General features: G+C 64.8%; 22 protein-coding genes. 11 read left to right on the forward strand and 11 right to left on the reverse strand.

Annotation, left to right across the window (positions count from 1 at the left end):
• Positions 1–117: 117 nt before the first annotated feature.
• Together BT115_RS14330 and mprF are read right to left on the reverse strand one after the other, a co-directional pair.
• A complete protein-coding gene (locus tag BT115_RS14330; RefSeq protein WP_072323311.1) occupies positions 118–921 on the reverse strand; it encodes an AcvB/VirJ family lysyl-phosphatidylglycerol hydrolase in 804 nt (267 codons plus the stop codon).
• Positions 918–3,527: a bifunctional lysylphosphatidylglycerol flippase/synthetase MprF gene (gene mprF / locus BT115_RS14335; RefSeq protein ID WP_083527497.1), complete on the reverse strand. Its 2,610-nt coding sequence runs from the start codon at positions 3,525–3,527 to the stop codon at positions 918–920. The genes BT115_RS14330 and mprF overlap by 4 nt, the downstream gene beginning before the upstream one ends.
• 402 nt (positions 3,528–3,929) lie before the next feature.
• Here mprF and BT115_RS14340 point away from each other — a divergent pair, with 402 nt between their 5' ends.
• Positions 3,930–5,876 (forward strand): LTA synthase family protein, encoded by a 1,947-nt coding sequence (locus BT115_RS14340; protein WP_072323312.1) that lies wholly within the window; start codon positions 3,930–3,932, stop codon positions 5,874–5,876.
• A gap of 194 nt (positions 5,877–6,070) precedes the next feature.
• Here BT115_RS14340 and BT115_RS14345 read toward each other — a convergent pair whose 3' ends face one another.
• Together BT115_RS14345 and BT115_RS14350 are read right to left on the reverse strand one after the other, a co-directional pair.
• Positions 6,071–7,507: a nicotinate phosphoribosyltransferase gene (locus BT115_RS14345; RefSeq protein ID WP_072323660.1), complete on the reverse strand. Its 1,437-nt coding sequence runs from the start codon at positions 7,505–7,507 to the stop codon at positions 6,071–6,073.
• Positions 7,508–7,549: 42 nt separating this feature from the next.
• On the reverse strand, positions 7,550–8,251 hold the full coding sequence (locus BT115_RS14350; RefSeq protein WP_072323313.1) for a pirin family protein: 702 nt from the start codon (positions 8,249–8,251) through the stop codon (positions 7,550–7,552).
• A gap of 192 nt (positions 8,252–8,443) precedes the next feature.
• Between BT115_RS14350 and BT115_RS14355 the strand changes: the two genes are divergently transcribed.
• Positions 8,444–9,451 carry an LLM class flavin-dependent oxidoreductase gene (locus tag BT115_RS14355; RefSeq protein WP_072323314.1) on the forward strand — a complete coding sequence of 336 codons (1,008 nt, stop codon included), beginning with the start codon at positions 8,444–8,446 and terminating at the stop codon, positions 9,449–9,451.
• Positions 9,452–9,455: 4 nt separating this feature from the next.
• Positions 9,456–9,881, forward strand: coding sequence for a PIN domain-containing protein (locus tag BT115_RS14360; protein WP_343124054.1), 426 nt, complete (start codon positions 9,456–9,458; stop codon positions 9,879–9,881).
• Between the two features lie 22 nt (positions 9,882–9,903).
• On the opposite strand, the gene BT115_RS14365 is transcribed toward BT115_RS14360, so the two are convergent.
• Together BT115_RS14365 and BT115_RS14370 are read right to left on the reverse strand one after the other, a co-directional pair.
• The gene (locus BT115_RS14365) at positions 9,904–10,551 is read right to left on the reverse strand and encodes a DUF6348 family protein (protein WP_072323315.1); all 648 of its coding nucleotides are present in this window, start codon (positions 10,549–10,551) and stop codon (positions 9,904–9,906) included.
• A 28-nt stretch (positions 10,552–10,579) separates the two neighbouring features.
• On the reverse strand, positions 10,580–11,410 hold the full coding sequence (locus BT115_RS14370) for a DUF72 domain-containing protein (RefSeq protein WP_072323316.1): 831 nt from the start codon (positions 11,408–11,410) through the stop codon (positions 10,580–10,582).
• Positions 11,411–11,523: 113 nt separating this feature from the next.
• Between BT115_RS14370 and BT115_RS14375 the strand changes: the two genes are divergently transcribed.
• Entirely contained in the window at positions 11,524–12,144 is a 621-nt protein-coding gene (locus tag BT115_RS14375; RefSeq protein ID WP_072323317.1) for a response regulator, read from the forward strand.
• 9 nt (positions 12,145–12,153) lie between these two features.
• Here BT115_RS14375 and BT115_RS14380 read toward each other — a convergent pair whose 3' ends face one another.
• The 5 genes from BT115_RS14380 to BT115_RS14400 all read right to left on the reverse strand — a co-directional run bounded on the left by BT115_RS14380 (position 12,154) and on the right by BT115_RS14400 (position 17,892).
• Positions 12,154–12,651, reverse strand: a complete 498-nt coding sequence (locus tag BT115_RS14380) for a hypothetical protein (protein WP_072323318.1) — start codon at positions 12,649–12,651, stop codon at positions 12,154–12,156.
• A 111-nt stretch (positions 12,652–12,762) separates the two neighbouring features.
• Positions 12,763–14,901 carry a phospholipase effector Tle1 domain-containing protein gene (locus BT115_RS14385; RefSeq protein ID WP_083527498.1) on the reverse strand — a complete coding sequence of 713 codons (2,139 nt, stop codon included), beginning with the start codon at positions 14,899–14,901 and terminating at the stop codon, positions 12,763–12,765.
• Between the two features lie 30 nt (positions 14,902–14,931).
• Positions 14,932–15,444 (reverse strand): hypothetical protein, encoded by a 513-nt coding sequence (locus tag BT115_RS18490; protein WP_143144582.1) that lies wholly within the window; start codon positions 15,442–15,444, stop codon positions 14,932–14,934.
• Positions 15,445–15,562: 118 nt separating this feature from the next.
• Entirely contained in the window at positions 15,563–16,045 is a 483-nt protein-coding gene (locus BT115_RS14395; protein ID WP_072323320.1) for a peptidoglycan-binding domain-containing protein, read from the reverse strand.
• Entirely contained in the window at positions 16,042–17,892 is a 1,851-nt protein-coding gene (locus tag BT115_RS14400) for a type IV secretory system conjugative DNA transfer family protein (protein ID WP_083527500.1), read from the reverse strand. The genes BT115_RS14395 and BT115_RS14400 overlap by 4 nt, the downstream gene beginning before the upstream one ends.
• Positions 17,893–18,118: 226 nt before the next feature.
• Here BT115_RS14400 and BT115_RS14405 point away from each other — a divergent pair, with 226 nt between their 5' ends.
• From BT115_RS14405 to BT115_RS14435, 7 genes are all read left to right on the forward strand, one after another.
• Positions 18,119–20,329 carry a TonB-dependent receptor family protein gene (locus BT115_RS14405; RefSeq protein WP_072323321.1) on the forward strand — a complete coding sequence of 737 codons (2,211 nt, stop codon included), beginning with the start codon at positions 18,119–18,121 and terminating at the stop codon, positions 20,327–20,329.
• A 4-nt stretch (positions 20,330–20,333) separates the two neighbouring features.
• Positions 20,334–21,407: a PepSY-associated TM helix domain-containing protein gene (locus BT115_RS14410; RefSeq protein WP_072323322.1), complete on the forward strand. Its 1,074-nt coding sequence runs from the start codon at positions 20,334–20,336 to the stop codon at positions 21,405–21,407.
• Between the two features lie 97 nt (positions 21,408–21,504).
• Entirely contained in the window at positions 21,505–22,326 is an 822-nt protein-coding gene (bla, locus tag BT115_RS14415) for a subclass B3 metallo-beta-lactamase (RefSeq protein WP_072323323.1), read from the forward strand.
• A 123-nt stretch (positions 22,327–22,449) separates the two neighbouring features.
• A complete protein-coding gene (locus BT115_RS14420; RefSeq protein WP_218184761.1) occupies positions 22,450–22,854 on the forward strand; it encodes a DUF350 domain-containing protein in 405 nt (134 codons plus the stop codon).
• A 10-nt stretch (positions 22,855–22,864) separates the two neighbouring features.
• The gene (locus tag BT115_RS14425) at positions 22,865–23,362 is read left to right on the forward strand and encodes a hypothetical protein (RefSeq protein ID WP_072323324.1); all 498 of its coding nucleotides are present in this window, start codon (positions 22,865–22,867) and stop codon (positions 23,360–23,362) included.
• A complete protein-coding gene (locus tag BT115_RS14430; RefSeq protein WP_072323325.1) occupies positions 23,362–24,462 on the forward strand; it encodes a glutathionylspermidine synthase family protein in 1,101 nt (366 codons plus the stop codon). Before BT115_RS14425 ends, BT115_RS14430 begins: the two co-directional genes overlap by 1 nt.
• 64 nt (positions 24,463–24,526) lie before the next feature.
• Positions 24,527–25,195 (forward strand): alpha/beta hydrolase, encoded by a 669-nt coding sequence (locus BT115_RS14435; protein ID WP_072323326.1) that lies wholly within the window; start codon positions 24,527–24,529, stop codon positions 25,193–25,195.
• Positions 25,196–25,270 lie beyond the last annotated feature (75 nt).

Here is a 25,270-nt window from a genome sequence, read left to right on the forward strand (position 1 = left end):
TGCCGCGCTCCCGCCCGGAAGGACAGGTTGGGCCTGCGAACCGAAATTTTCGGTGGCGCAGCAGTGAACGTTCTGTGACACCTCTTCACATTCGCGAAGACGCGACGGTCTTCCGAGTTAGGGCGATGCGGTATCCGCGTGATGTCCGGGCATCCGCTGGATCAGTTCCGTCGCCAGCTTCTCGTAGTCCTCGTCGAAGTGGTGCGAACCCGGCTTGCGATAAACCGTAACGAACGACGGCAGCTTCGGATCGGTGCAGCCGCTGTCGTCCGCATCCTCGGCGCCGTAGTAGCACGCCATGGGTGGACGACCCGCCAGCGCGGCAATGGGCGGCATGGCGTCGGTATGCACCACCGGATTCAGCCACTGCAGGAAGTTGTGCGTGTGGGTGGTCCACCAGCCTTGCTGCATGTACCCCTCCAGCTCGATCTCGAAGTTCACGTCGCGGCTGGCGGAAAGCAACACGAGCTGGCTCAACCGGTCGCGATTGTCCGGACGCAGCTTGCCGACGATAGTGGGCAGCACGTCGGCGCCGAACGAGTAACCGATGAGGAGCACACGACGCTTGTTCCACTGGCGGGTGTATCGATCCAGCAGACCATCGAGATCGTGGGCGGATTCGTCGGGCGAGCGGTAACGCCAGAAGTACTTGAACGTGCTGACGCCCGCGACCGGAATACCGCGCTGCGTGAACACGGCACCGAGACGTTGATCGAGATCCCACCAGCCGCCGTCGCCCGAGTAGATCACCACGAGCAGGTCTTCCTCGCCGGTCGGCGGTTCCTTCAATGCCGGCAACTCGACGGTGGACTTCTCCATCGACGCACGCGTCCACGGATGCCATGCCAGCAAGCCCAGCACGAGCAGCGCGGCGAGGCCGAGCAGCCCGCGGCGAACGATTTTCCGCGACGAGGCCTTCATCGACGCACCACGCCGCCGAGTCCGCCGGAAATGAGGCTCGCGACGTTCGCCAGTGCCAGCGGCAAAGCGATACCCCCCGGCACCGCGATGTAGCGCGGCTCCCATTCCGGATCGAACTTGTCCTTGTAGCGATGCAGGCCGCGGAAATTGTAGAAGCGCTCGCCGCGTCCGAAGACCATCGCACCGAAGCGACTCCACAACGGCGCCGTACGCCGGTTCTGCAGACCGGAAAGCGGCGCCATGCCGAGATTGAACCAGCGATAGCCTTCGGCCTTCGCCCAGACCATCAATTCGATGAACAGAAAATCCATGATGCCGGAGGGGCCTTCGGGAAGGTGGCGCATCAGATCGACCGAGGCTTCTTCCTTGGTCTCGGTCACGAAGACATTGGCGAAGGCAACAGGCTCCTCACCCTGCCAGACCACTGCCATCGGCGTGCGGCAGAGGTAGCGCTCGTCGAACAGACCGAGCGAGAAGCGCTTTTCGCGCACTTTCTTGTCGCGCATCCAGGCATCGGAAATCGCCTTGAGACGCGGCAGCAGCGCCGGCACGCGTTCGATCGGCACGATTTCCATGCGCAGGCCGTCGCGCGACAGCTTGTTGACCGTGCCGCGCAAGGTCTTCTTCGACTTGCCCTCGAGATTGAACTGGTCGAGGCGCACGCGCGCCTCTTCGCCGATCTTGAGCAGGTTCATGCCGACATCGAGATACAGGTCGAGGTCCTGCGGACGCACCTGGTAGAAGAGCGGCCAGCCGCCGGCACGCTCGCAGTTCTCGCGGAAGGTCCACACCAACTCGCGCCGCGCGTCTTCGTCGTTGCCGACGGGATCGCCCATCGCGACCCAGCTGCGCCCCTCGATGTCATACATGATGAAGGCGCTGTCGCCGGGGGCGAACATGAGCATCTTGTCGCCGACCAGCGCCAGGTGCGCCTGCGCGGAGTCGAACTGCTTGATGAGCGGCATGGCCCTGGCGAACTCGGCCTCGCCCGGCATGGCGCGGCGCGGACGAGCGGGGCGGATCAGGTTGGCGAGCGCTACCAGCATCACCACGGCCGTGGCACCCACGAGAGCACGCAACGCGCGCGGTGCGCCGCCGTGGTGAAAGCTGAATTCCCACCAGAGGTTGTTGCTGTATTCCACGTGCTTGAAGCTGAAGAACACCAGCCACGTGGAACAGGCGAGCACGGCACCGATCGCCAGCATCCAGCCCGGCGAGAAGCTCGCGCGGAACAACGACGCGCGGCGATGGAAATACCGGTGAGCCGGCGCGAGCGCCAAGGCCAGCAGCGAAAGCAGGGTGGCCTCTTCGTAATCGATGCCCTTGAGCAGCGAGAAAATCGCACCAAGGATCAACAGCACCAGCGTCAGCACGTAGGCTGCATCGAGGCGACGTTGCAGTCCTCGCGCCAGGATCAGCAACAGCATGCCGACCACGCTGGAAAGGAAATGCGAGACCTCCACCAGCGGCAGCGGCACGAAGCCGCGCAGGATCTCCATGCGGCCGGGAATCGCCAGCGTCGCGCCGGAGAACAGGAGCACGGCGCCACAGACCAGCGTCAGGCCGGCGAAGAACGGAGGCAACAGGCTGCTGAACCACGGCGAGACCATGGCGGCGTGGCGCAACGCACGCACCTCGCGCCAGATCACCATGACCGTCGCCACACACAGCGGCAGCAGGTAATAGACGAGGCGGTATGCGGCGAGCGAACCGAGGATCGGCGCTTCGAGACCCTGGTTTCCGGTGGCGCCGAAGCCCGCCAGCATCACTGCCTCGAAGACGCCCAGGCCACCCGGCACGTGACTGATGAGTCCCGCCATCTGCGCGACGACGAAGATCGCCAGGAAATGGCCGAAGCCCCCGGCGATGGCCTCGGGCATGAGCACGTAGAGCACGCCAGCGGCGAGACCCCAGTCGAGCGCGCCAATGAGGATCTGCCGCGCCGCCACGATCGGCGTCGGTGCACTCACGGTCCAGCGCCACACTCTCAGCGGCCGACGCACCGTCAGGGATACGGCAAACCAGGCCAGCGGTACGAGCACGAGCACGATCGCCAAGGGAATACGCAAGCCCGACAACGGCACGTCGGGCGGAATGGGGACCAACAGCAGCGTGCAGCCCGTGATGGCGGCCAGCCCGAGCCAGAAGCTCAGCGTGGTGTAGAGGACGACGCGGCCGATCTCACCCGTGCTCAGCCCCGCCTGCACGTAGAAGCGGTAGCGGATCGACCCGGAAATCAGCAGCGACATGCCCAGCGCATTGGAGAAGGCGTAGCTGATGAACGAGATCAGCCCCACCCGTCTCGGCGGCAGGCGACGCCCGATACTGGCGAGGCCGAACCAGTCGTAGAGAGTCATCACCGCGTAGCCGGCGGCGGTCAGCAGCACCGCGAGACCGATGTCCGTATTCGGCAGCGTGTGCACGTATCCGGCGATCTGCCGGTAGGTGACTTCGCTGGCCATCGCGTGCAGCGCCCACAAGGCGAGGCACAGCAGGACGGCGGACAGCAGGGGGCCACCCGCGCGACGCAGCAAGGCGATGTGGAGCGCTCGCCGGGCCTGGGTCTGATCGGTCGACGGGAGCTCCGTCCTGGTCTCGTGCTCCACGTGCGCCGTGGCTCCGGGTGGTCAATCGTAAGGTCGTGTAGGTTGCCACATTAGTGGCCCTACTGGGCATCCCGGCGCGCACCGTGGCGCACCGCGGCGGGCTGGCGCGTATCGTCGCACCGTACCCGGTGATCTACGGAAAGGATCAAACCAAGCGGTGTAGCGCAGGCCCATGGAACCGGTCCGCTGTCGTCCGTTTGGGGGCGCGCGTGTGGAGGGGGCGGTGGTCGGTCGAGGCCTTGAAGGGACGCCGCCGGGACGCCGAAACCCCTGGTTTCGCTCCCCGACAACGCGTCTACTAAGCCTGTCCTCAGGCTAGGGAAAGCTTGACGTAAGCACTGGTTCTTACTCTCCTCGGCACCCCGTGCCCGCTTCTGGCCGGTTTTCGTCTCGTGAGGGTCCATGCGTCCTGCTTCTTCGGTTCCCGGCGCGCTGCGCCAGCGTTTCCGGCCGCTCGTGTGGTTCGGCGTGCTGTTCGTCAGCGTCGCGTTCCTGGTCAGGCTCATCCTGCTGATCAAGACCCGCCACGACGTACCGCCCGACCTGGGCCAGTACCTCTACCTGTTCCTGGTCGGCTTCGGCTACGACCTGGTCACGTACATCTACTTCGCCTGGCCGCTGCTGCTGGCGTTATGGCTGCTGCCGCGCCGCGCCTACCTGTCGCGCTGGGGGCATCGGATCTTCCTGGGTCTGTGTTTCGTGCTGGCCTTCGCCGTGCTTTACCTCGGCGCGGCCGAGCTGGTTTTCTGGGGCGAGTTCAGCGCCCGCTTCAACTTTATCGCGGTGGATTACCTCGTCTACACCCATGAGGTGGTCGGCAACATCCGCGAGTCTTACCCGATCGGTACCTGGAGCACCCTGCTGCTCGCGGGCACCCTGCTGGTGATGTTCCTCAGCCGCCGCGTGCTCGCCGCGCGCGACGACGGCTCGCGCTTCCTCGCCCGCATGGGTGTGGTGGGCGTATGGCTGGTGCTGACCGTAGCCGTGAGCTTTGCGGTCACCGGGTCGATGAAGGACCGCTCCAGCAACAACTACGTGAACGAGCTGGCGGGCAACGGCATCTACCAATTCTTCGCCGCGTTCCGCGAGAACGAGCTGGACTATGCGAAGTACTACCCCACGCTGCCGGACAAGGAGGCGTTCGCGAACCTGCGCAGCCTGCTGAAGACGCCGGATGCGACGTACACCAGCGACGACCCGATGAACCTCACCCGCAACATCGTCGCGGATCGGCCGGAGCGCAAGCTCAACGTCGTGCTCATCAGCGTGGAGAGCCTGTCCGGCGACTACGTGGAAGGGCTCGACGTCAGCAAGCACAAGCACCTGATGCCGAACCTCGACGCGCTGGCGTCCAAGAGTCTGTTCTTCACCCAGCTCTACGCCAACGGCACGCGCACGGTGCGCGGCCTGGAAGCGTTGGCTTTGTCGGTGCCACCGACGCCGGGCGAATCGATCGTGAAGCGGCCGGACAACGAGAACCTCTGGTCGCTTGCTGACGTGTTCAACGCGAAGGGCTACGAGTCGGAGTTCGTCTACGGCGGCTACGGCTACTTCGACAACATGAATCACTTCTTCTCGACCAATGGCTACAACGCGGTCGATCGCGGCGCCATCGACGACAAGGACATCCATGCGGAAAACGTGTGGGGCGTGGCGGACGAGGATCTCTACACCCTCGTGATGAAGCGCATGGACGATGCGTACGCGAAGGGTAAGCCGTATTTCGCGCACGTGATGACCACCTCGAACCATCGGCCGTTCACGTTCCCGGAAGGGCGGGTGTCGCTGCCGCAGGGCTCGCGTCGGGCTGCCGTGCAGTACACCGATTGGGCGATTGCCGATTTCCTGAAGCGCGCTGCGACCAAGCCCTGGTTCGACGACACGATCTTCGTCATCACGGCCGATCACTGCGCCACCAGCGCCGGCAAGACCAGCCTGCCGGTCGACCGGTATCACATTCCCCTGTTGATCTACTCGCCCAAGCACGTGCCCGCAGGCCGTGTGGATCGCCTGATGAGTCAGATCGACATCCCGCCGACCCTGCTGGGCATGCTCGGCTTCAGCTACACGTCGCGCTTCTACGGTTACGACCTGTTCCGACTGGAACCGGGTCGCGAACGTGCCTTCCTCAGCACCTACCAGGAACTGGGCTACCTGCACGGCGACCGCCTGACCTCGCTCGTACCGCGCCAGCCGGTGAAGGAAATGCTGCCGCAGAAGAGCACGGGCGACGCGGTGCCGGTGGAGAAGATGGACCCGGTAGATGCGAAGGACGCCATCACTTACTACCAGACCGCCGCGTATCTGTTCACCCACGGCCTGATGAAGCGAACCGCTCCGGCCCACTGAACGCGCCGGCAAAAATCGGGGCACGGGTGGGAGCCAGCCTGCTGGTGAATATCAAAGCACGGTGGGAGCCAGCCTGCTGGCGATTGGGACTTGCCTTGCTGCTACAACGCTTCGTTGGCTTTTCGCCAGCAGGCTGGCTCCCACCGGCAAGTTCCCACCGGCGGGTCAATATTCATTGCCTCCAAGGTGGCGTGTCAGCCGCCCGCCGCAGCGCGTTCGCGCACGTCCGCGAACGACCACTCGCGAACCGGCTCACCGTTCTCCCACACCGTGACCATCGCTTCCTCCCAGCCCGGTTCGATGGCCTCGGGCGGCATAGCGATCGCATCGCCCGGCAGGGGCACGGTGCGATAGGTACCGCTTTCGCGGTGATGCAGCAGCGTCATGCGCCCGCGCTTGGAAAGCTTGCCCTGGTCGGTGACCGGATCTTTCCAGACGTCGCGCCATGCGCCATCCACGCGCGCCGCAGAACACTTCAACGCAAACTTCTGCGTGTCGCGGGTGAGTTTCTGTAGCAACGCGCCGCCCATGCCGAAGGCGAGGTTGTCGGCCGAGTAGCCGGCCGTGGTGATGCGTTCGAGAATCGCTCGAATGCTGTCCGGATTCACCCCGTCGCCCTGGATCACGCGCACGTGGTTCAACACGCGGTAACCCTTGCCGTTGACGGTACTGCCGAAGGCCTCGTCGAGCAGGCTGACGCAGCGGTGCACCACCTCCACGGGATCGCCGGAATCCGGTCGTACGACCACGGTAGCGCCCGAAGCGATCACCTCGTCGCGCAAGGTCTTGCCCCAGTGTTCCTTGATCGCGTGATAGATGTCGTAGCTGTCGGAAACCACGGCCACCAGCGAGCCGGGCTTCGCGAAGTGCCGAAGCATGTTCCGGTACGCGTCCACTTCGTGGTCGCGGCCCCAGCTCGTGATCGTGCTGTGCTCGGCGGCGGGAATCGAGAAGCCCGCCATCGGTTCACCGTAATAGGCACGCGCCGCGAGCACGCCGGACACGGTATCGGTACCCAGGAAATTGACCAGATGGGCCATGCCGCCAAGCCCGGCGGATTCCGCACTCGATACGCCACGCGCACCGAAGTCGTGCAGCTTGAATGGGATCTGTGCGGCGGGATCGTCGGAGGTCGTGTCGAGGTAATGCGCAATGGTCTGCCGCGCGTGCCAGCTCGTGGTGGCGACCGTGACCGGATACCAGAGGCGCAGCAGTCGTGTCTCGAGATACGAAGGCAACCAGTAGGTGCGCGGATCGGTGGATTCGATGGTCACCAGCGCCTGATGCGTGGGCACGACGCTGCCTTCCGGCACCGCGCGCACGCGCACCGGCAGCCGACCGCCATGCGTATCGACAATGTATCGCCAGCCTTCGTCGTTGAACGGTTCGCCGTGTGCGGCGAAGAAGTCGCGCGCCTCGTCCACGTCCGCATGGGTCACGGGGCGTTCGAGGCGCGCTTTCAACACGGCCTGTAGACCGAAGAACAGCGTGCGGTCATAGGTACCGCCGCGCGACTCCACATAGAAAAACGTGGCGTCCGTATTCGGCGGGTACTGCAGCCAGTGGCTCGCCTTGTAGCTATCGGTATCGAGGATCGGGTTGTCGAGGTAGGAAACGCTGTGGGTCGTCATGACCCACAGCATACCCTCAGCGCCCCTCACCGCCGACGCTCATCAGGCGACGGTGTCGACCAGCACCAGCTCCGCGTTCTCGCTGGCCGTGATGCGCAACGTCGCTTCGTCGCGGATTGCGGCGCCGTCCCGGGCGTTCAGTGCCACGCCGTTGACTTCCACGTGGCCGGTGGCCGGCACGAGATACGCATAGCGACCCGGGGCGAGTGTGTATTCCACGGTCTCGCCGGCCTTCACGCTGGCGCCCAGCACGCGCGCGTCAGTGCGGATCGGCAATGCGTCGCCGTCGCCTTCCACGCCACTGGCCAGGGTCACGAAGCGACCCGAGCGCTCGCCCTTCGGGAACGGGCGGGTGCCCCACGACGGCGCCTTGCGCTCACCATCCGGAATGATCCAGATCTGGAAGATGCGCGTGGTGCCCGGCTCGGCGTTGTACTCGGCATGGCGGATGCCGGTGCCGGCGCTCATCACCTGCACGTCGCCCGCTTCGGTACGCCCCTTGTTGCCAAGGCTGTCCTCGTGGGTGATCGCGCCTTCACGAACGTAGGTGATGATCTCCATGTCCGCATGGGGGTGCGGCGGGAAACCGGTGCCCGGAGCGATGGTGTCGTCGTTCCACACCCGCAGGGCGCCCCAGCCCATGCGCTTCGGATCGTGATACGAGGCGAACGAGAAATGATGCTTCGCGTCGAGCCAACCGTGGTTGGCACCGCCCAGGCTGTCGAAATGGCGGACGTCGATCATGTGGTGCTCCCCCGGGATTACCGGACTGGATGAGTGGATGGGTGTATTTTCCTCCTCCCCATCGGCTGTGGCGCATCGCTCCACGGAACGGATTGTTTCCTCCACGCACCCTTTGGGGTTGCAATGCCGCCCCCTGCGCCCATGTGAAACGCATTGGCGGAACGTCCGCCGCTCCCTTCGAGGTGTTTCCGGATGATTCCGTTCTCCGTGCTCGACCTGTCCCCCGTCGTTCGTGGCGCCACGCCTGGCGACGCGTTGCGTAATACGCGCGATCTCGCCATTCACGCGGAAGCTCTTGGCTTTCATCGCTACTGGCTGGCCGAGCACCACAACATGACGGGCATCGCCAGCGCCGCCACGTCCATCGTGATCGGCTACGTGGCCGAAGCGACGAAGACCATCCGTGTCGGGTCGGGCGGCATCATGTTGCCCAACCACGCGCCGCTGGTGATCGCCGAGCAGTTCGGCACGCTGGCCTCGTTGTATCCGGGGCGCATCGATCTGGGGCTGGGCCGCGCACCGGGCACGGACCAGGGCACCGCGCGCGCCTTGCGCCGCGCGCTAGGGCCGAGCGACGACCGTTTCCCCGATGACGTGCAGGAACTGCAATTCTTCCTCGGACCGCAACAACCCGGACAGACCGTGCGCGCGGTGCCGGGCATGGATACCAACGTACCGATCTGGCTGCTCGGCTCCAGCTTGTTCAGCGCGCGACTGGCAGCGGAGCTGGGCCTGCCGTTTGCCTTTGCCTCGCACTTCGCGCCGGATTTGATGATGAAGGCGCTGGAGGTGTATCGCACGATGTTCCGTCCGTCGGAAGCACTGGCCGCGCCGTACGCCATGCTGGGTATCAACGTGGTGGCCGCGGACACCGACGACGAAGCACGGCGCCTGTTTACGTCACAGCAGCAGGCGTTCTGGAACCTGCGACGCGGTGCGCCGGGGCAGTTGCCGCCGCCCGTGAATTCGATGGATGGCGTGTGGACGCCCATGGAGAAGGCGCAGGTGGATCACGCATTGTCGTGCGCCGTGGTCGGCTCGGCCGATACGGTACGCGACGGCCTCGCGGCGTTCATCGAGCGCACTGGCGCGAACGAACTCATCATCACTGCGCAGATCTTCGATCACGAAGCACGCAAGCGCTCCTACACCATCGTGGCGGAGCAGCACGCGGAGCTGGCGCAGCGCGAAGCTGCCTGACCTGGTGCGCGTCGTTCTCGACACCAACGTCTGTCTGGACGTCTTCGTGTTCGCCGACCCACGAGCCGCGGCGCTGGCCGCGGCGTTGGCCTCGGGCGAGGTCGGCGCCGTCACCCGCGCCGACTGCCGTGACGAATGGATTGCCGTGCTCGGCTATCCGACGCTGAAACTGGACGACGCGCGGCGCGCGGAGGCACTGGCCCGTTACGACGCGCAGACCCTCATGCTACCCACGTTGCCGGCACCGGTGGGTCTGCCACGTTGTCGCGATCCCGACGATCAGAAGTTTCTCGAACTCGCCGCAACATCGGGCGCAGGCACGCTGTTTTCGCGCGACGCGGAGGTGCTGCGCCTCGGTCGCCGGGCGCAGCGAGACGGCCTGTTCGCGATCATGGTGCCGGAAGCGTGGGAAGGATCGGCGCGCGCGTAATCACCGCGCCGGAAACGCTGGTTCAGTCCGCAGGGACCAGCGCGATGAGGTTGCGCAGGCTGTAGTAGCGCTCGTGCTGCGGCCAGTCGGCCGAGACGATGGCCTTGAGACCCGCGGTCCAGGGCTCGTTGTCCAGCAGCACTTCCACCTGCGTGCGGCCGTCACCGACGTTGCCGTAGAACACGCGTATCCAATGCACGTCTTCGCTGAGCGGTGCCGTGGTAATGGCAGCATCCAGTGCCGACAGCGCGTCCTCGGGTATGTCCATCGGCGCACCTTCGTCGCCGCGCAGGGTGAAGTCGCCCACGTAGACGGTGAAACGATGCATGCCGACAGCCAGCTCGCGCACGGCCACTTTTTCTGCATTCACCGTATGCCAGCACGCGGCGAGCACCACGTGGAAGTCGTTGCGCGCAAAGGCGTCGAGGGCGTCGCGGCAACCAGCCTTGCCCCCACCCACACCGCCGAAGCTTTCCTCGATGGTGCGTTCCTCGTCCAGCACGATGTCGATGTCCAGGCGACCCATGCCGCCGTCTTTGCCTTCGTGCCAGATGCCGCGAATCGCAGGGAAGTCCTCGCCTTCGGTCAGCAGCCAGTCTTCGTCGGCTTCGAGCTGGATGCCGTGATCGGCAAAGAGATCGATCAGGGTGTTCTGGATAAGACGATCCATGGGGTATCCGGTCGAGGAAAGGGTGAGATTATGCGCCGCGGACGAGCTTGGCGAGCGCGACCGCGGCGGCCGGGTTGCGTTCCTTGGCCGCCGAGATGAAATAGACAAAGACGTCGCGACGCGTACCGTCGGCTGTGGCAGCGCCCACGTGCGGAAGATCTTCGGGGTCGTCGCCGCCTGCCCACGCCATGGCACGCTTGGCCCAACCTTTCAACGCACGGGTCGGATAGCCGGCCTTCTCGTCGGATTCGCTGCGCATCAGGCGCGCGTACACGAACGGGCCCGTGAGATCGGCGAGCGACGGGTACTTCGGCGAATCGGTGAAGACCGTGGCGACACCACGCTCGCGCGCCAGCTCGATCCAGCGTGGGTCGATGAAACTTTCATGGCGCACTTCCACCGCGTGACGCAGTGGCACGCCCGCATGCTTTTCGGGGAGCAGATCGAGAAAAGCTGCGATGTCGTCAGGGTCGAACCGGCGCGTGGGCAGAAACTGCCAGAGCAGCGGACCCAGACGATCGCCGAGCGCCACCGCGCCATCGATAAAGTCGGCGATGCGTCGTCCCGTGCCGGCCAAAACGCGTGTCTGCACGATGTGGCGGGGCGCCTTCACGGAGAAGACGAAGCCGTCCGGCGTCTCCGCGGCCCACTTTTCGTAGGTGGAGGGGTCCGGCGCCCGATAGTAGGTGCCGTTGATCTCGATGGCTCGCACCTGACGGCTGGCGTATTCAAGCTCGCGCTTCTGCACCAGGCCTTCGGGGTAGAACACGCCGCGCCACGGCGGAAACACCCAGCCGCCCATGCCGGTGCGGATCGCGCCCGCCGCGGATGCCTTTGCCCGAGCCTTGTTCGTCGCCATGCCAGCGATGCTCCCAGGGAAGAAGTGGAGGATGTGTCTTCGGGTTTCCGTGCAAGCGGGCACGGATGGCTTTGCGCGATACTCGATCCTCCCGAGTTTCCCGCGTGCGTCCCATGCCGTCCATCCGCATCCTGACCGTTGACGACCACCCCCTGTTGCGCGAGGGCATCGCCGCCGTTATCGAAGGCCACGAGTCGCTGGAACTGATCGCCGAGGCCAGCACCGGTGAGGAAGCGATCGAGCGCTACCGCGAGCACCGGCCTGATCTCACGCTCATGGACCTGCAAATGCCAGGCATGGGTGGCATCGCGGCCATCGAAGCCATTCGCGCCGAATTCCCGGACGCGCGGATCCTCGTGCTGACGACCTACCGCGGCGACGTCCAGGCGCTCCGCGCGTTCCGCGCGGGCGCGCAGGGCTACCTGCTGAAGAGCGAACTGCGCAAGGACATGCTCGCCACGATCCACCAGATCATGGAAGGCAAGCGGCGCGTACCTGACGAGATCGCCCAGGAAATGGCCGGGCACGCGGAAGACGACGAGCTGACACCGCGCGAGACCCAGGTGCTCACGCATGTGGCCCGCGGCGAAGCCAACCGCGACGTGGCAGGCGCCCTCGGCATCGCCGAGGAAACCGTCAAGGCGCACATGAAGAGCATCCTGGCGAAGCTTCAGGCCAACGACCGTACTCACGCTGTCGCGATCGCGCTCCGGCGCGGCATCATCGAACTGTGAGGGCCACGCTCAACTGAGCGCGGTCGGTTGCTCGAACGGCAGTGGCGTGGCGCCGGTGGCAACCACGGCCATATCCGCGCGTTCGCCCACCTCTCCGTCGCCATCGACGACCAACAGGATGCGTCCTCCTTCGATCTCGTCCTCGAACTTGCGTCGTACCGGATCGGGTACCGCCGAGCCCATCAACGCGCCCGACCAGGCGCCAACGGCCGCACCTGCCGCACCGACCGCCACCGCGCCTGCCAAGGTCACGCCCAGGGGCGGGATGGCCAGGGCCACGAGACCGGCCAGCAGACCGGTGGCGCCGCCTTGCGCCAGACCCCGCACGGCGGCTGGCATGAAATCCGAATGATCATCCTTGCGGTCTTCTGGGATGACGTCGAGCTCGATGTCGTGGCGGGCGACGAGGGAGAGATCGTCGTCGGGAATGCCCGCCTGGCGGGCGGCGCCAAGGGCAGTGCGGGCGCTCTGGATGTCAGGCGTGCTGTAGACGCGGCGAGTCTTCATCGCGGCTTCCTCTGGCGAACGGAGCCCCATCGTTCAGCCCTGGCGGTCGAACGCGTGTGACGGCTCGGTCAAGTACGCACCTACCGGCACCCGCGCGGGCCACTCCATGGCTCAGCGCAGCGGACCCTGCTGCGCTAGCTGCGCGCTCTGCGCCACCTCGTGCGCCTGCACCTTCCATTGATCGAACTGCTCGATCTTCTGGATGGCCTCTTCAGGCTGCGGTGACTGCTTGAGGTCCACCGTCACCGGCAGCGCCATCCAACCGTCGCCTCGGAAGCTGATCGTCAAGGCGTCTTCGTCGAGGCGGATGTCGCTGAGATTCCGAGCGGTGATTTGGCTTTCGTGACAGGCCGCGGTGAACTGCAGCAGACGATCCTCCGATGCATCCGGTATGTATTCGCGCAATGCGTTGTAGAGCACGTGGGTCGAGCTTTCGGGATGGCGGGGGTCGCTGGCGTTCCGCGGTCCGGCAGCGAGTGGTGGTGTATCCGGCTCGGGTTCTTGGCGAGCAGGTGGCGGCGACGACGGCGACGATGCAGCGGGCGATGACGGGAACAGCGTCGGCTCGGGCCATGCGGCGGGCCAGTCGGTGCGATCGTTCGATACGGCATCGTGTGGCTGCGGCCGCTCGACGCCACGCTGCTGCGCTGTCATGGAACGCGCCTGATCGAGAGTGGCCTCGGCGATCGCCGTGCGCGTCTCAGGGCCGACGATGCCGTCCACCTGCAGCCCGCGTTCGACCTGAAATACCTCCACCGCCGCCTGGGTGAAGTCGCCAAAGACACCGTCCGCGGGAAGCGGGCGGGCACGGGCGTCGGTGAAACCCAGCTGAGCGAGCTGACCTTGCAGCGCGGCGACGTCGGCCCCTTGCATGCCGTGCCGTAGAGGCCTCGCTTCGATGTGCGCGGCAGGTGGCGATACCGGGTCGGCATCTATGGGATCGAGACGGAGGGGTACTTGGGGCCTTTCGTTGAGCGCCCCGAGACCGGGGAGCAGCGGCGCGGGGGAGGGCTCGCGTGTCGAGCGTTCGGGTGTCGTGGTCTCCGGCGTCTGGGTCTCGACATCACGAGACGCACGTGCCGAGGCCTCCATGGCCGCCACGATGTCCGCAGGGTCCGACGGCGGCACGGGTCCAATGGTGACGGGATGGCGTTCGCCGATACGCACCTGCAAGGCGGGATCGAGAGGTTCGGGCAGGGCACACACCTGGACCAGGCGGCAATTCGGCGGCGACACCTGCGCTCCCATGACGTCGCGCAGGCCATCGTCATCGAAGCGCGAGGTGCGATAGATCGGCAGGTGTTCCTCGGAATGATGAATCACGTAGCGCCGAGGGTCCTTCGGCTCGCCTTGCTTGACGACCAACGGCACATCGCTATGCGCATTGATGAAATCCGCCGCGAGGTTGAAGTTGAGAATGGACAAGCCGTCGAGGTGATAGCTGCCACCGATGTCCGAATGCGAGCCCGGCACCGTGACGCCGAGAAAGCGCCCGTCGCTGGAATGTCCCTGGGGAATGATCTGCGTCGACGGAAACGAATTGCGACGCTCGTCGCGCGCCACGATCTGCAAGCCGGACACCACCGACGACGGCAGCGTGCGATCGTGATCCCTCGGGCGACCGGTACCCACAGGATCGAAGAGCACTTCACTGATGGGTGTGCGGCCCGGCGGCACGAGTGGCGGAAGAATCCAGGCGATGTCTTTGCTGCCAATGGTCTTCGATGTCAGACCCTTGATGTCCTGAATGCCGCGCTCGTGAACCATGCGCGAGAAGCCAGCGGCTTGCTCGGCGCCGCGGCTGAATCCGGTGGTGATGATGCGGATGTCGGCTTGGGGGTCTTCTTGCTTCCAAGCTCTCGCCTCCCTGACGAGCAACTCGTACATCCTTTGCACCCGATCATCGTAGGTATTGCCGGTAGCTCCATCCCAAACACGGGTGAACGGGTTGCCCTGGGTACCCGGACCTGGGAGGTAGCGGGACGATATTCGGGCATCTCTTTCTGCAATGACTTCAAGTTGTGCGTGTAGGTCGCCGACATTGGTGGAATGTTCTGGATCGGCGTGAAGATCGTTCCCAGTGCCGTCAAAGTTGGCAAAGAAGATCCTTACGTGCGGGTTGCCCACATTAATGAGGCGCGGGACATTCATTCTCGATAACTCTGAACGCGCACTCGCGTACCAGATTTCGTCGATTTGCGTCATTGAGTCCGTCGTGACGCCATCCTGCAAGAGGCCGCTCGGCCCCATCCTATGCTTCTCAACCACGTCCGTATGTCCTCAAAAATTCCTGGTGAAAGCGAGCACAACATCGTGGCGCATGTCGCTGTACGGGTTGCTTGGCACAATTGGGTGGCGCAGAAAAACCATGGCCCTCATGTACACACTGATCGTTCGGTTATCGACGACCAAGATGATGCCGGGATCAGGAAAATGTCGATCTAGGGCGACGTCGCTTACATCTAACTCCGGGCCATATAAAATGTATTGGTCCTCGAATATTTCACCGACGTCGACGTTGGCCTCCAAGGGTGTTCCATCTTTGGCTACCCAACTCACGCGGGCGGCCGGAGGGAAATTGGCGATGCCGCCCCAGCTGCCATCAAGACTCCTTCGAATAGCTTCCGTTAGCGGTGGAGAAGGTTTATCGAACTTTGCTGCGTAACGCCGACCATAGATAACCTCGCATTTCAGCGTGTCGTAGCATCTTGCTGAGAAATTGTGCGACGAGAAGGGAACCTTCAACTCACCATTCACGATTCTCGCTTCGCGTTCGCTGTGTTCCTCAGCCATGGCACTTGCTCCGATGCTGGTCATAAATAGTGAGGCGGTAAACGCGCACACGATTCGCATATTTCCAAGGGACTTGCTCCGCGTATCGATCACGTCCGTGTCTCCGCTGTTCCAGATCTCATGGGACCGTTTCGACATGACCAAGGTCCTCCGCTGCATTTTGGACGAGCGCCCGCGTGGCCTGATCGCAGACGCCGTTTGCTTCCACGCCATGCTCCACTTGGAAACCGAGGAGGGCCATGCGGGTGACCGGGCCGAACCGACCGTCCGCTGCGAGAGGCCTGCCGCGCGCGTCGGTGTAGCCGAGCCGTTTCAGATGCGCTTGCAGTTCCATGATGGGAAATCCGCACATCCCCTCGCGCAGCACCGTGGCTTGCGCAGGCTGAGGCAAATTGGGCTTGCGCCTTGTCTGCTTGACCAAGCCCTTGCGTGGCGACGGCCCCAATTCCGCCCTCGTACGCTCGTTAATGATGGCAAGATCGCGCAACAACTGCTGCTCGTAGATTGGATCGTGCATCGAGAGCTTGTGTACGGATTTCAGCGATGAGGCGCGGGCGCCTTCGTCGTGATCGAATGCGTCGTCGGATACATGCGTGGTCATTCCGTGGCCTCGTGTACTTGCGGAAGGATTGGCGGTGTCGTGCGGGTCGATGCTTCGCCAAGGCACGCGAGCGCCCGGCCTTGGGCAGGCGCGATCGCTTTCGGCTTTTCCGCCACGACGCTCAGCGTCCCCTGAGGGTGCACGGCGACCGGCGGCAAACTGGAGCGCGCCTTGAAAGCCTTGTCCTTGAAGAACCAGTTCTTGCGCGCCCGGATGGGTTTACAGCCCTCGTAGAAGATCAGCTCCTCGTCCGCCGGCAGTTCCTTGACCTCCTGCGGGAGCATCAAGGCGCGTCGTTCTTCGATGTGATTGGTCGACACCTGGCGCCCGCCGCCTCCGTGGCTGGTGCTGCGTTGCTGCTTACGCACCGTCTTGTAGCCGAGCATGTCGCTGTATTCGTTGGCGTCCGCCTGCTCGCGCGGCGCGAAGACGATCTGCGCGCCGTGGTTGGTGATGAAATTCTGCGCGTCGTGGTCGCCATAGGCGGCGCGCAACTGCGAGCGGCTTTGCACAATGCACAGGTCGCGTACGCCGTAGCTCGCGGCAATGGAAATACGCTTGGCCCACACATCCACGCGCCCCATGGCCGTGAACTCGTCCATCAGCATGAGCATCTGGTATTTGAGATCGGGTTCCTCGCCCAGTTGCTTGTCGAGGTTGTTGCCGATGACGGTGCTGAAGAAGATGTTGAGGAGCTTGGCGCTCTCATCCAGCTTGTTCGTGGGGATGATGACGTAGAGGGTGGTCAGCTTGCGGCGCAAACTGCGCACGTCGATGTCGGTGGCGTTGGTGGCCGCGGCGAGGATGGGGCTGAGGAATTGCTGCAACGGCGCGTGCATCGATGCCATCACGGACGAGAAGGTCTGCTCGGCCAGCCCGGTGAGATTGGAGAACACGGTGCGGGTCTGTGTGCTGATGAACTGGCGCTTGGGATCCTTGAGCAGCGCCTGAAGCATCGCCATCGTCCCGCCGCCGTCTTCGCCACTGGAGAAGCGCAGCACGCGCTCGAACGAAGGAAACTCGGGATGCGTGTTCGGATCGGGCATGACGCCCTTGCTCGACGCGATCGCGTGGTCCCACGCCTCGAACATGTACGAGACGAACGCCGTGAAGGCAGCGCGGCTTTGCGCGACCCAGAACGGGTCCTGGCCCGCTGCGTCCGGATAAAGGATGGCGGCCATGGTCTGGATTTCGCCGATCCGCCGGGTATGTGGCATGTCGGCGAGCGTCGTCATGGGACTGAAGCGATGCGTCTTGCCGTGCTCGTCGTAGGGCGCCCAGATACGGACGTGTTGGCCCTTGGATTCGCGCCAGCCGCTGGTGGCCTTGTACAACTCGCCCTTCAGGTCGAGCACCACCATCGAGTGCTCATAGGACAGCAGGACCGGGATGGCGATGCTGGTGGTCTTGCCGGAGCGCGTTGGGCTGATGGTGATGACATGCTGTGCGCCACCGAGCCACAGCTCGCGCCCCTTGTATTTGCCGATCAGGATGCTTTGCGGTGTCTGGGTAAACAGGCCTGCCTTCCTGAGTTCGGCATACCCTGCGAATCGTGCATCGCCATGGGTCGTTTCGCCGCGTGCGCGGAAGCTCAGGACGGCCAGACCCAGCCAGGCAGACAGGGCGCCGCCGAAGCCGAGCGCGCCGCCAAGTTTGATGGTTCCCGCGTAAGGCACGTACGCCGGGAGGTCGATGGCCTGCCAGTACCGCCAATACGTGACCCAGCCAGTCGGCTCGTCGCCCAGCCCGAGAAGGCGCAAGGTGATGACACCCGCCGCGTACTCGCCTGTCACGATTGCGAGGCCGCCGATGACAAGAAGAAACGCCACCTTTGCCTTGCCAGACATGAATCGCGCTCCTTGCGCCACTTGGGCTGCAAAGCATGCCGCAACATGTCGGCAAATCATTGGGTTGCGCCAAATCTCGGCCCACTTTTCAGATTTATTCGATACTCGATGTCAATGCAAAGAGGTCATCGGCCAACATGACTGACGCCACCGGCATCTATAATTTGATCTGAGAATCATTCGCACTTACGATAAGGAACTTTGTTCGTTTCAGGGTCGTCGCTCCATGCGTTGTGTTCCTACCGTTCTCGCCTTGGCTATCGCGGGCGTGCTTGCTGCGCGTCCCGTGCTCGCGCAGGAGGCCGCGCCACCGCCAACCGAGTTGGAAGGGGTCAAGGTCGTCGGCGACTGGCTGGGCGAGGCGGCGCGCAATACGGTGGTGAATCACCCTGGCGCGCGCACCGTCGTGCGCCGCGAGGAATTACGCGAAGCGGGCGCCACGAACCTGCGCGATGCGCTTCGCCGCATTCCTGGTGTGCAGGTGCAGGAAAGCAACGGCACGGGTGGCAGCGACGTCTCGTTGAACGTGGGCGTGCGCGGGTTGACCTCGCGCCTGTCGCCGCGCTCGACCATCCTGCTCGATGGCGTGCCCATCGCCGTGGCGCCGTATGGCCAGCCGCAGGTGTCGATGGCGCCGGTGGGTCTGGGCAATCTCCAGGCCGTGGACGTGGTGCGCGGCGGCGGTTCGGTGCGCTACGGGCCGCAGAACGTCGGCGGCATCATCAACTTCGTGACCCGCGACATTCCGGAGACGTTCGGCGGCAGCGCGGGCGTGCAGTTTCAGGGTGGCAGCCAGGGCGGCATCCGCACGAACAGCAATGCGTTCGTGGGTGGCACCACGGCGAGCGGTCTCGGCGTTGCCTTGCTTTATAACGGCCTGCACGGTCCGGGATTCCGCGAGCGCGAGGACAACGAAAGCATCGACGACGTGATGCTCAAGGCCAAGTACGCGTTCTCCGCCGAGGACACACTGACCGGCAGCGTGCATCACTACGACGGACAGGCCGGCATGCCGGGCGGTCTCGATCAGGCTGACTACGACGCGAATCCGTTTCAATCGCGGCGTCCCTTCGATGACTTCCACGGCCGGCGTACCGATTACGTTTTGAAGTACGCACACGTGGACGACCGCCGCAGCTTCGAAGTGCAGTCGTACTACTCCGACAGTTTTCGGGGCAGCCACATCGAAACGATCACGGAGAACGCGAACGGCAGCTACACGCACCAGTTGAATGCGTACCCGCGGAACTACCACGTGTTTGCGATCGAGCCGCGCTATTCGCAGTTGTTCGACTGGGGACAGGTCACCCACGAGATCGGCATCGGCTATCGCTACACGAACGAAGCCATGCACGAGCGCACGCTGCGCAATGCCAAGTTCGTGTCGAACCTGCCCTATACGCCGTACGACAGCTTCCCGTATGACGCACCCTATGTGCTGTCGGGCAACAACACCGGCAGCAACGAGGCGCATGCGCTCTATATCGACGATGCCATCAACGCGGGTAACTGGACCATCACGCCCGGCATCCGTTACGAGCGCATCGACAGCGAGTGGGAGGCCCATCCCAGCACGACCGTCGTGGTGAAGGGGCCGACCGAGCGGCAGAAGACGTATTCGAAGCCGCTGCCTTCGCTCAACGTGATCTATCACCTGAGCGACGCGCTCAAGCTGTATGCCAACGCCGAGACCTCGTTCGGCTCGCTGCAGTATTTCCAGATCGGCCAGAAGGATTCGAACAACCAGTTCGCCACAGGCCTGAAGCCGGAAACCGCACGAACCTACGAAATCGGCACGCGCTACGACACGTCCGCCTGGGGTGGCGAGGTCTCGTTGTTCCGCATCAATTTCGACCACGAGCTGCAACTGGTGGGCAAGCTGCCCAACGTGCCGGACTCACACGACGGCTGGACCAGCCTCGGTGCCACCACGCACAAGGGTGTGGAATCGGCCGCACACGTGGATCTCGGTGCCTTCGACGACGCACTCAAAGGCCTCACGCTCTGGGGCACGGCGACGTACACGCATGCGTACTACAAGCACGGCTCGTTCGCCGGACGCGATCTTCCGTTCTATTCGCGACGCACGGCTAACGTCGGCCTGCGCTACGGCGTCGCGCAGTGGACATTCAATCTCGATGCGTTCGCGCAATCGCGCCAGCATTCGCCGGGATCGCCCGGCTTCGACCCCGCGCACCCCACCGAGTACGTTACTCAGCCGACGCCCGAGGGCGACCTCGGCGACATCCCGGGCTGGACGACATGGAATGCGCGTGCCGAGTACGCTTTCGGCCCCGCGGCGTCCAACCTGCGTCTCGGCGTCGGCGTGAAGAACCTCACCGATCGGCGCTATTTCACCCGATCGACCGACAACAACGACGGCATCTATGTCGGCATGCCGCGCACGTATTTCGTGCAGGCATCCGTGGACTTCTGAATCGATGACCCTTCGACCGCGCCGCTTCCGCCATGCACTGAAAGTCTTGCACCTGTGGCTCGGGCTCAGCCTGGGCGTGTTGCTGGCGCTGGTCACACTCTCGGGCAGCGTGCTGCTGTTCGAAGATCCTTTGTTCGCGGCGGGCCATCCCGAACTGACATCGCGGCCGTTGCCCGATCTCGCCACGCAGGGGCGCTCGCTGCAGGCGATCCTGGCGTCTCCTGAGGGCAAGGGGCTGCGGGGTCTCAGCTTCCCGGATGCGGAATTGCCGGTATGGGAAGCGCAGCAACGCGGCGGCGATCGCGTCTATTTCGATGCGACGGACGGAACGCAGTTGTTGCAGCGGGCCAAGTCCAGCGATGGGCTGCTGCTTTTGATGGACTGGCATACGCATCTATTGAGCGGCGAGGTGGGCGAGACGGTGCTCGGCTTCGTGGCGTGCACTGGATTGTTCATGCTCTTCTCCGGCGTGTGGCTCTATTGGCCGGGGCGGCAACGCGCGCTCCGGCACCTGAAGCCGCACACGCAGCCGCCCGTGCTGCGCTGGGCCAGTCTGCATCGTTTCGTCGGCGTGGTGGCCCTGCCCCTACTCGTGGTGATGATCGGCACCGGCACGACCATGGCCTACCGCGGTGCCGTGCGCACCGGGCTCGCTGCGGCGTTCGGTGAACGGGCGCCAGCGCGTCCGCCCAAGACTCCGCCGTCGCACGAGTCCATCGACTGGCCCGCCGTGTTGGCCGCCGCACAGGCGGCCGCACCCGATGCCCAGCTCACGCGGCTGATGTTGCCCTCGAAGGACAACGGCACCCTCACGCTCCGCATCCGTCGGCCCGGCGAGTGGAACCCCGCGGGTCGCAGCTCACTCTGGATGGATCCGGTGGCCGTGAAGGTGCTCGGTGGCGACGATGCGACGAAGCTGGGTCCCGGCGGCCGGCTGGCCAATGCGCTGTTCCCGATCCACTCTGCCGCCGTTGGCGGCACGACTTGGCGGGTACTGGCCTGCCTCACCGGCATGCTGCCGATGTTCCTGCTGGTTACGGGGTTTCTCTTCTGGCGAGCACGCCAGCGGCGCCGCTGAGGGGTTCTGCGAGCCGCGCCATATCAGTGCCATAGGTAGCGCCGACGCCTGCCCCGGTCGATGCGTATCGTGGCGCCGGTCCATCAAGGGGAATCCCATGCGCCGACTCGTCTTCGCTCTTGCCATCTGCACCGCCCTGCCCGTCCTCGCCGACGACAACGCCGCATGGACCGAGCCGGTGGCGCCCCATGCGATCTACGGCAACAGCTACTACGTGGGCACCAAGGGGTTGTCCTCGATCCTCATCACCTCGCTACAGGGCCACGTGCTGATCGACGGGACGCTCCCCGAAAACGCCGCGCTCATCGAGGCCAACATCCGGAAGCTCGGATTTCGCGTCGAGGACATCAAGCTCATCCTCAACACGCATGCGCACTCCGACCATGCCGGTGGCATCGCGCAACTGGCGAAGGACAGCGGTGCGACCGTGCGTGCCACTGCGGCGGGCGCACGCGAGATGCGACTGGGAGGCGCCGACCCCACCGATCCGCAATACGTCCGCGGCGGGCCACGGTATCCCGCGGTGAACGCCGTGGGCGACATCGTGGACGGCACGGTGGTCAGGGTGGGGCCGCTGGCACTGACTGCGCACATCACCCCCGGCCATACACCGGGCGGCACGGCCTGGACGTGGCAGGCTTGCGAGGGGTCGTCCTGCAAGACCATTGCGTTCGTCGACAGCCTGTACGCTTTCACGGCCGGCAGCTACCGGTATAGCGATCACCCTGCGTATGTGGCCGAGTTCCGGCAGACCCTCGCGCGTGTGACGACGCTGCCTTGCGACACGCTGATCACACCGCACCCCGAGCAAGGCGAGGGAGAAACCTGCGCCAGCTACGCCGCGGCCGCTCGCGAACGGCTGGACGAGGTACTGGCGAAGGAAGCCAAGCAAGCCAAACCCAGCTCGGCGCACCCATAGCCCGAGGTCGATCGCGGGGACTGAGGCGTCCCTCGCGTCGCAACGTCGCCGACGCCTACCGACGCACGCTTCGCTTATATTGGCGCCGCGGCCAACGCGGCCGCGTTGCCAAGGAAGCATCGCGTGATCGTATCGGACCTGTTTACCCTGCCCGCCTTCGTGGCCTATCTGGCCCTGGGCGCGGTGTATTTCGTGGCCTTCCTGGTCACCTATATCTGGATCACGCCGCAACGCGAGATGGCGCTGATCCGCGACGGCAACCTGTCGGCGGCGATCAGCCTCGGCGGTGCCGCCATCGGCTTCGTCCAACCGCTTGCCAGCGCTATTGCACACAGCGTCAACCTGCTCGATCTAGCGCTATGGGGACTGGTGGCGTGGGTGGTGCAACTGCTCACGCATTTCGTGCTCCGCGTGATCGTGCGCGACCTGCGCGCCAAGATCGAACAGGACGTGCGCTCGGTGGCGCTCTTCGTCGCGGTCGTGGCCGCCTGCATCGGCGCGATCAACGCCGCTGCGATGACCTACTGAGGACCGGGTCATGAGCAAGGACGATTCGCCGCTAACGCCCCGCAAACCCAGCCATGCATCGACCAAGGAAGACGCACGCTTCTCGGTGCAGCCCGGTTATCGCCATCCGTCGTTCCATCCGCCACGCGATCCGCTGCTGCGCCGTCGCTCCCTGGTCGTTGCCGTGGGCATGGCGGGTATGGCGGCCGTCGGTTTCGCCGCGTTCGGTGGCAAGGACGTGCAGCGCAACGGTTACGCCTCGTTGGAAGACTGCGAGCACGACTACGCCACGGGCCAATGCACGCAGGACAAGCCCGTGTCGTCCGGTGGCACCGGCGGCTATCACTACTACGGCCCTTGGTATCGCAGCGACTGGCGCAACGGCCGCGTGGACGGCGATCCAGGCCCAGGGCGCAGCTACGCCAGCGGCGCGAGTGCAGGCTTCGCCGGACACGGCCCCACGAGCCTGGACTTCGGCCGTCGCGGCGGCTTCGGCTCTACCGGACGCGTCTCGGCGCGGGGCAGTTGATGCGTCGCGAACGCATCGAACCTCGAGCGGACTGGCAAGCCCGCGTCGAGGCAATCGGGTTCGGCTTCCACACCGTGGACGGTCAGCCGTACTGGCGCGAAGACGCCTGCTATGTGTTCGACGAACATGCCATCGACACGCTCGAAGCAGCCACGGTGGAACTGCACGGCCTGTGCATGGAGGCGGTGGATCGTATCGTCCGGGCGGGGCGCTACGAGGATCTCGGTCTCGGCGACGCCGCGGCGCGTCTCGCCGAGCGCAGTTGGTTCGATCGCGATCCTGCGCTGTATGGGCGGATGGATCTGTCGTTCGATGGACGCTCGCCACCGAAGCTGCTCGAATACAACGCCGACACGCCGACCTCACTGTTCGAAGCATCGGTCGTGCAGTGGTACTGGCTGGAAGACGTGGCCCCCGATGCCGATCAGTTCAATGCGATCCACGAAGCACTGATCGAGCACTGGCGCGTCGTGGGCGGCGGCGCGCGCATGCACTTCGCCGCGTGCTACGACAACCCGGAGGACGGCACGACCACGGATTACCTGCTCGACACCTGCGCGCAGGCGGGTCTGGATGTGCAGGCGCTGGACATCGAAGAGATCGGCTGGTCGGGCAAGGCATTCATCGACCTGGCCGATCGTCCGATCGATCGTCTGTTCAAGCTGTATCCGTGGGAATGGCTGATGAGCGAGCCGTTCGCCGCGCATATCCCGGCAAGTGGTACGCGCTGGCTCGAACCGCCCTGGAAGATGCTGTTGTCGAACAAGGCGATCCTGCCCTTGCTCTGGGAGTTCTTTCCCGGGCATCCGAACCTTCTGCCCGCCAGCCGGTCGCGCGAAGCGATCGCTGGCACTGCGGTGGTGAAGCCGTATTGGGGCCGCGAAGGCGAGGGCATCGCTGTGCTGGCTCCTGGCGAGCGAGGACACGGTAAGCCGTGTCATATCTACCAGGCGTTCGCGCCGCTGCCGGTGTTCGATGGCAGGCATGCGCTGGTGGGCTCCTGGATCGTGGGCGACACGCCCGTCGGCGTCGGCATGCGCGAGGACGGCGACCTGATCACGCGCAACACGAGTTGCTTCGTGCCGCACCTGTTTCGCTGATCGCTCCGCCGCGGCTCGGTTTCATGCGCTGGTACCATGCGCGGTCTGTCGAAGGAGTTGCCCCATGCCGTTGCCCACCGTCGAACACGAGACTCATGCCGATCCGACCTGGTCGGTGATCTGGCTGCATGGCCTCGGCGCCAGCGGCGACGACTTCGTGCCGATCGTGCCCGAGCTGGTGGACCCGTCCTGGCCCGGCATTCGCTTCGTCTTTCCGCATGCGCCGGTGCGACCCGTCACGGTCAACAATGGCATGCCGATGCGGGCCTGGTACGACATCAAGAGCCTCGGCATCGCCGATCGACAGGACGCCGAAGGCATCCACGCCTCCGTGGCCGACGTGGAGGCATTGATTGCGCGCGAGATCGAACGCGGCATTCCTCCGTCGCACATCGTGCTGGCGGGGTTCTCGCAGGGGGGCGCCATGACGCTGGCCGCGGGGCTGCGGCATCGCGAGACCTTGGGCGGACTGCTCGTGCTCTCGGCGTACCTGCCGCTGCACGAGACCATCGAGGCGGAACGGCACGGTGCCAATCACGCCACGCCGATCTTCTGGGGCCACGGCAGCGCCGACCCGATCGTCCCCATGGCGCTCGGCGAACGGTCGCGGCAGCTCCTGGAAACGCTGGGGCATCGCATCGAGTGGCATAGCTACCCGATGGGTCACCAGGTGAACATGACGGAGATCCAGGACATCCGACATTGGCTGACGGAGCGTTTCGCGACGGTGTGAGTGCGTCCGCCGGGCCGCCGACGGGACCGGCGTCACGGAACACAGCGCGGCCGAGAAGGCCGCTCGACCGACTGT

This window comes from Luteibacter sp. UNCMF366Tsu5.1 (assembly GCF_900119235.1).
Taxonomy (GTDB): domain Bacteria; phylum Pseudomonadota; class Gammaproteobacteria; order Xanthomonadales; family Rhodanobacteraceae; genus Luteibacter; species Luteibacter flocculans.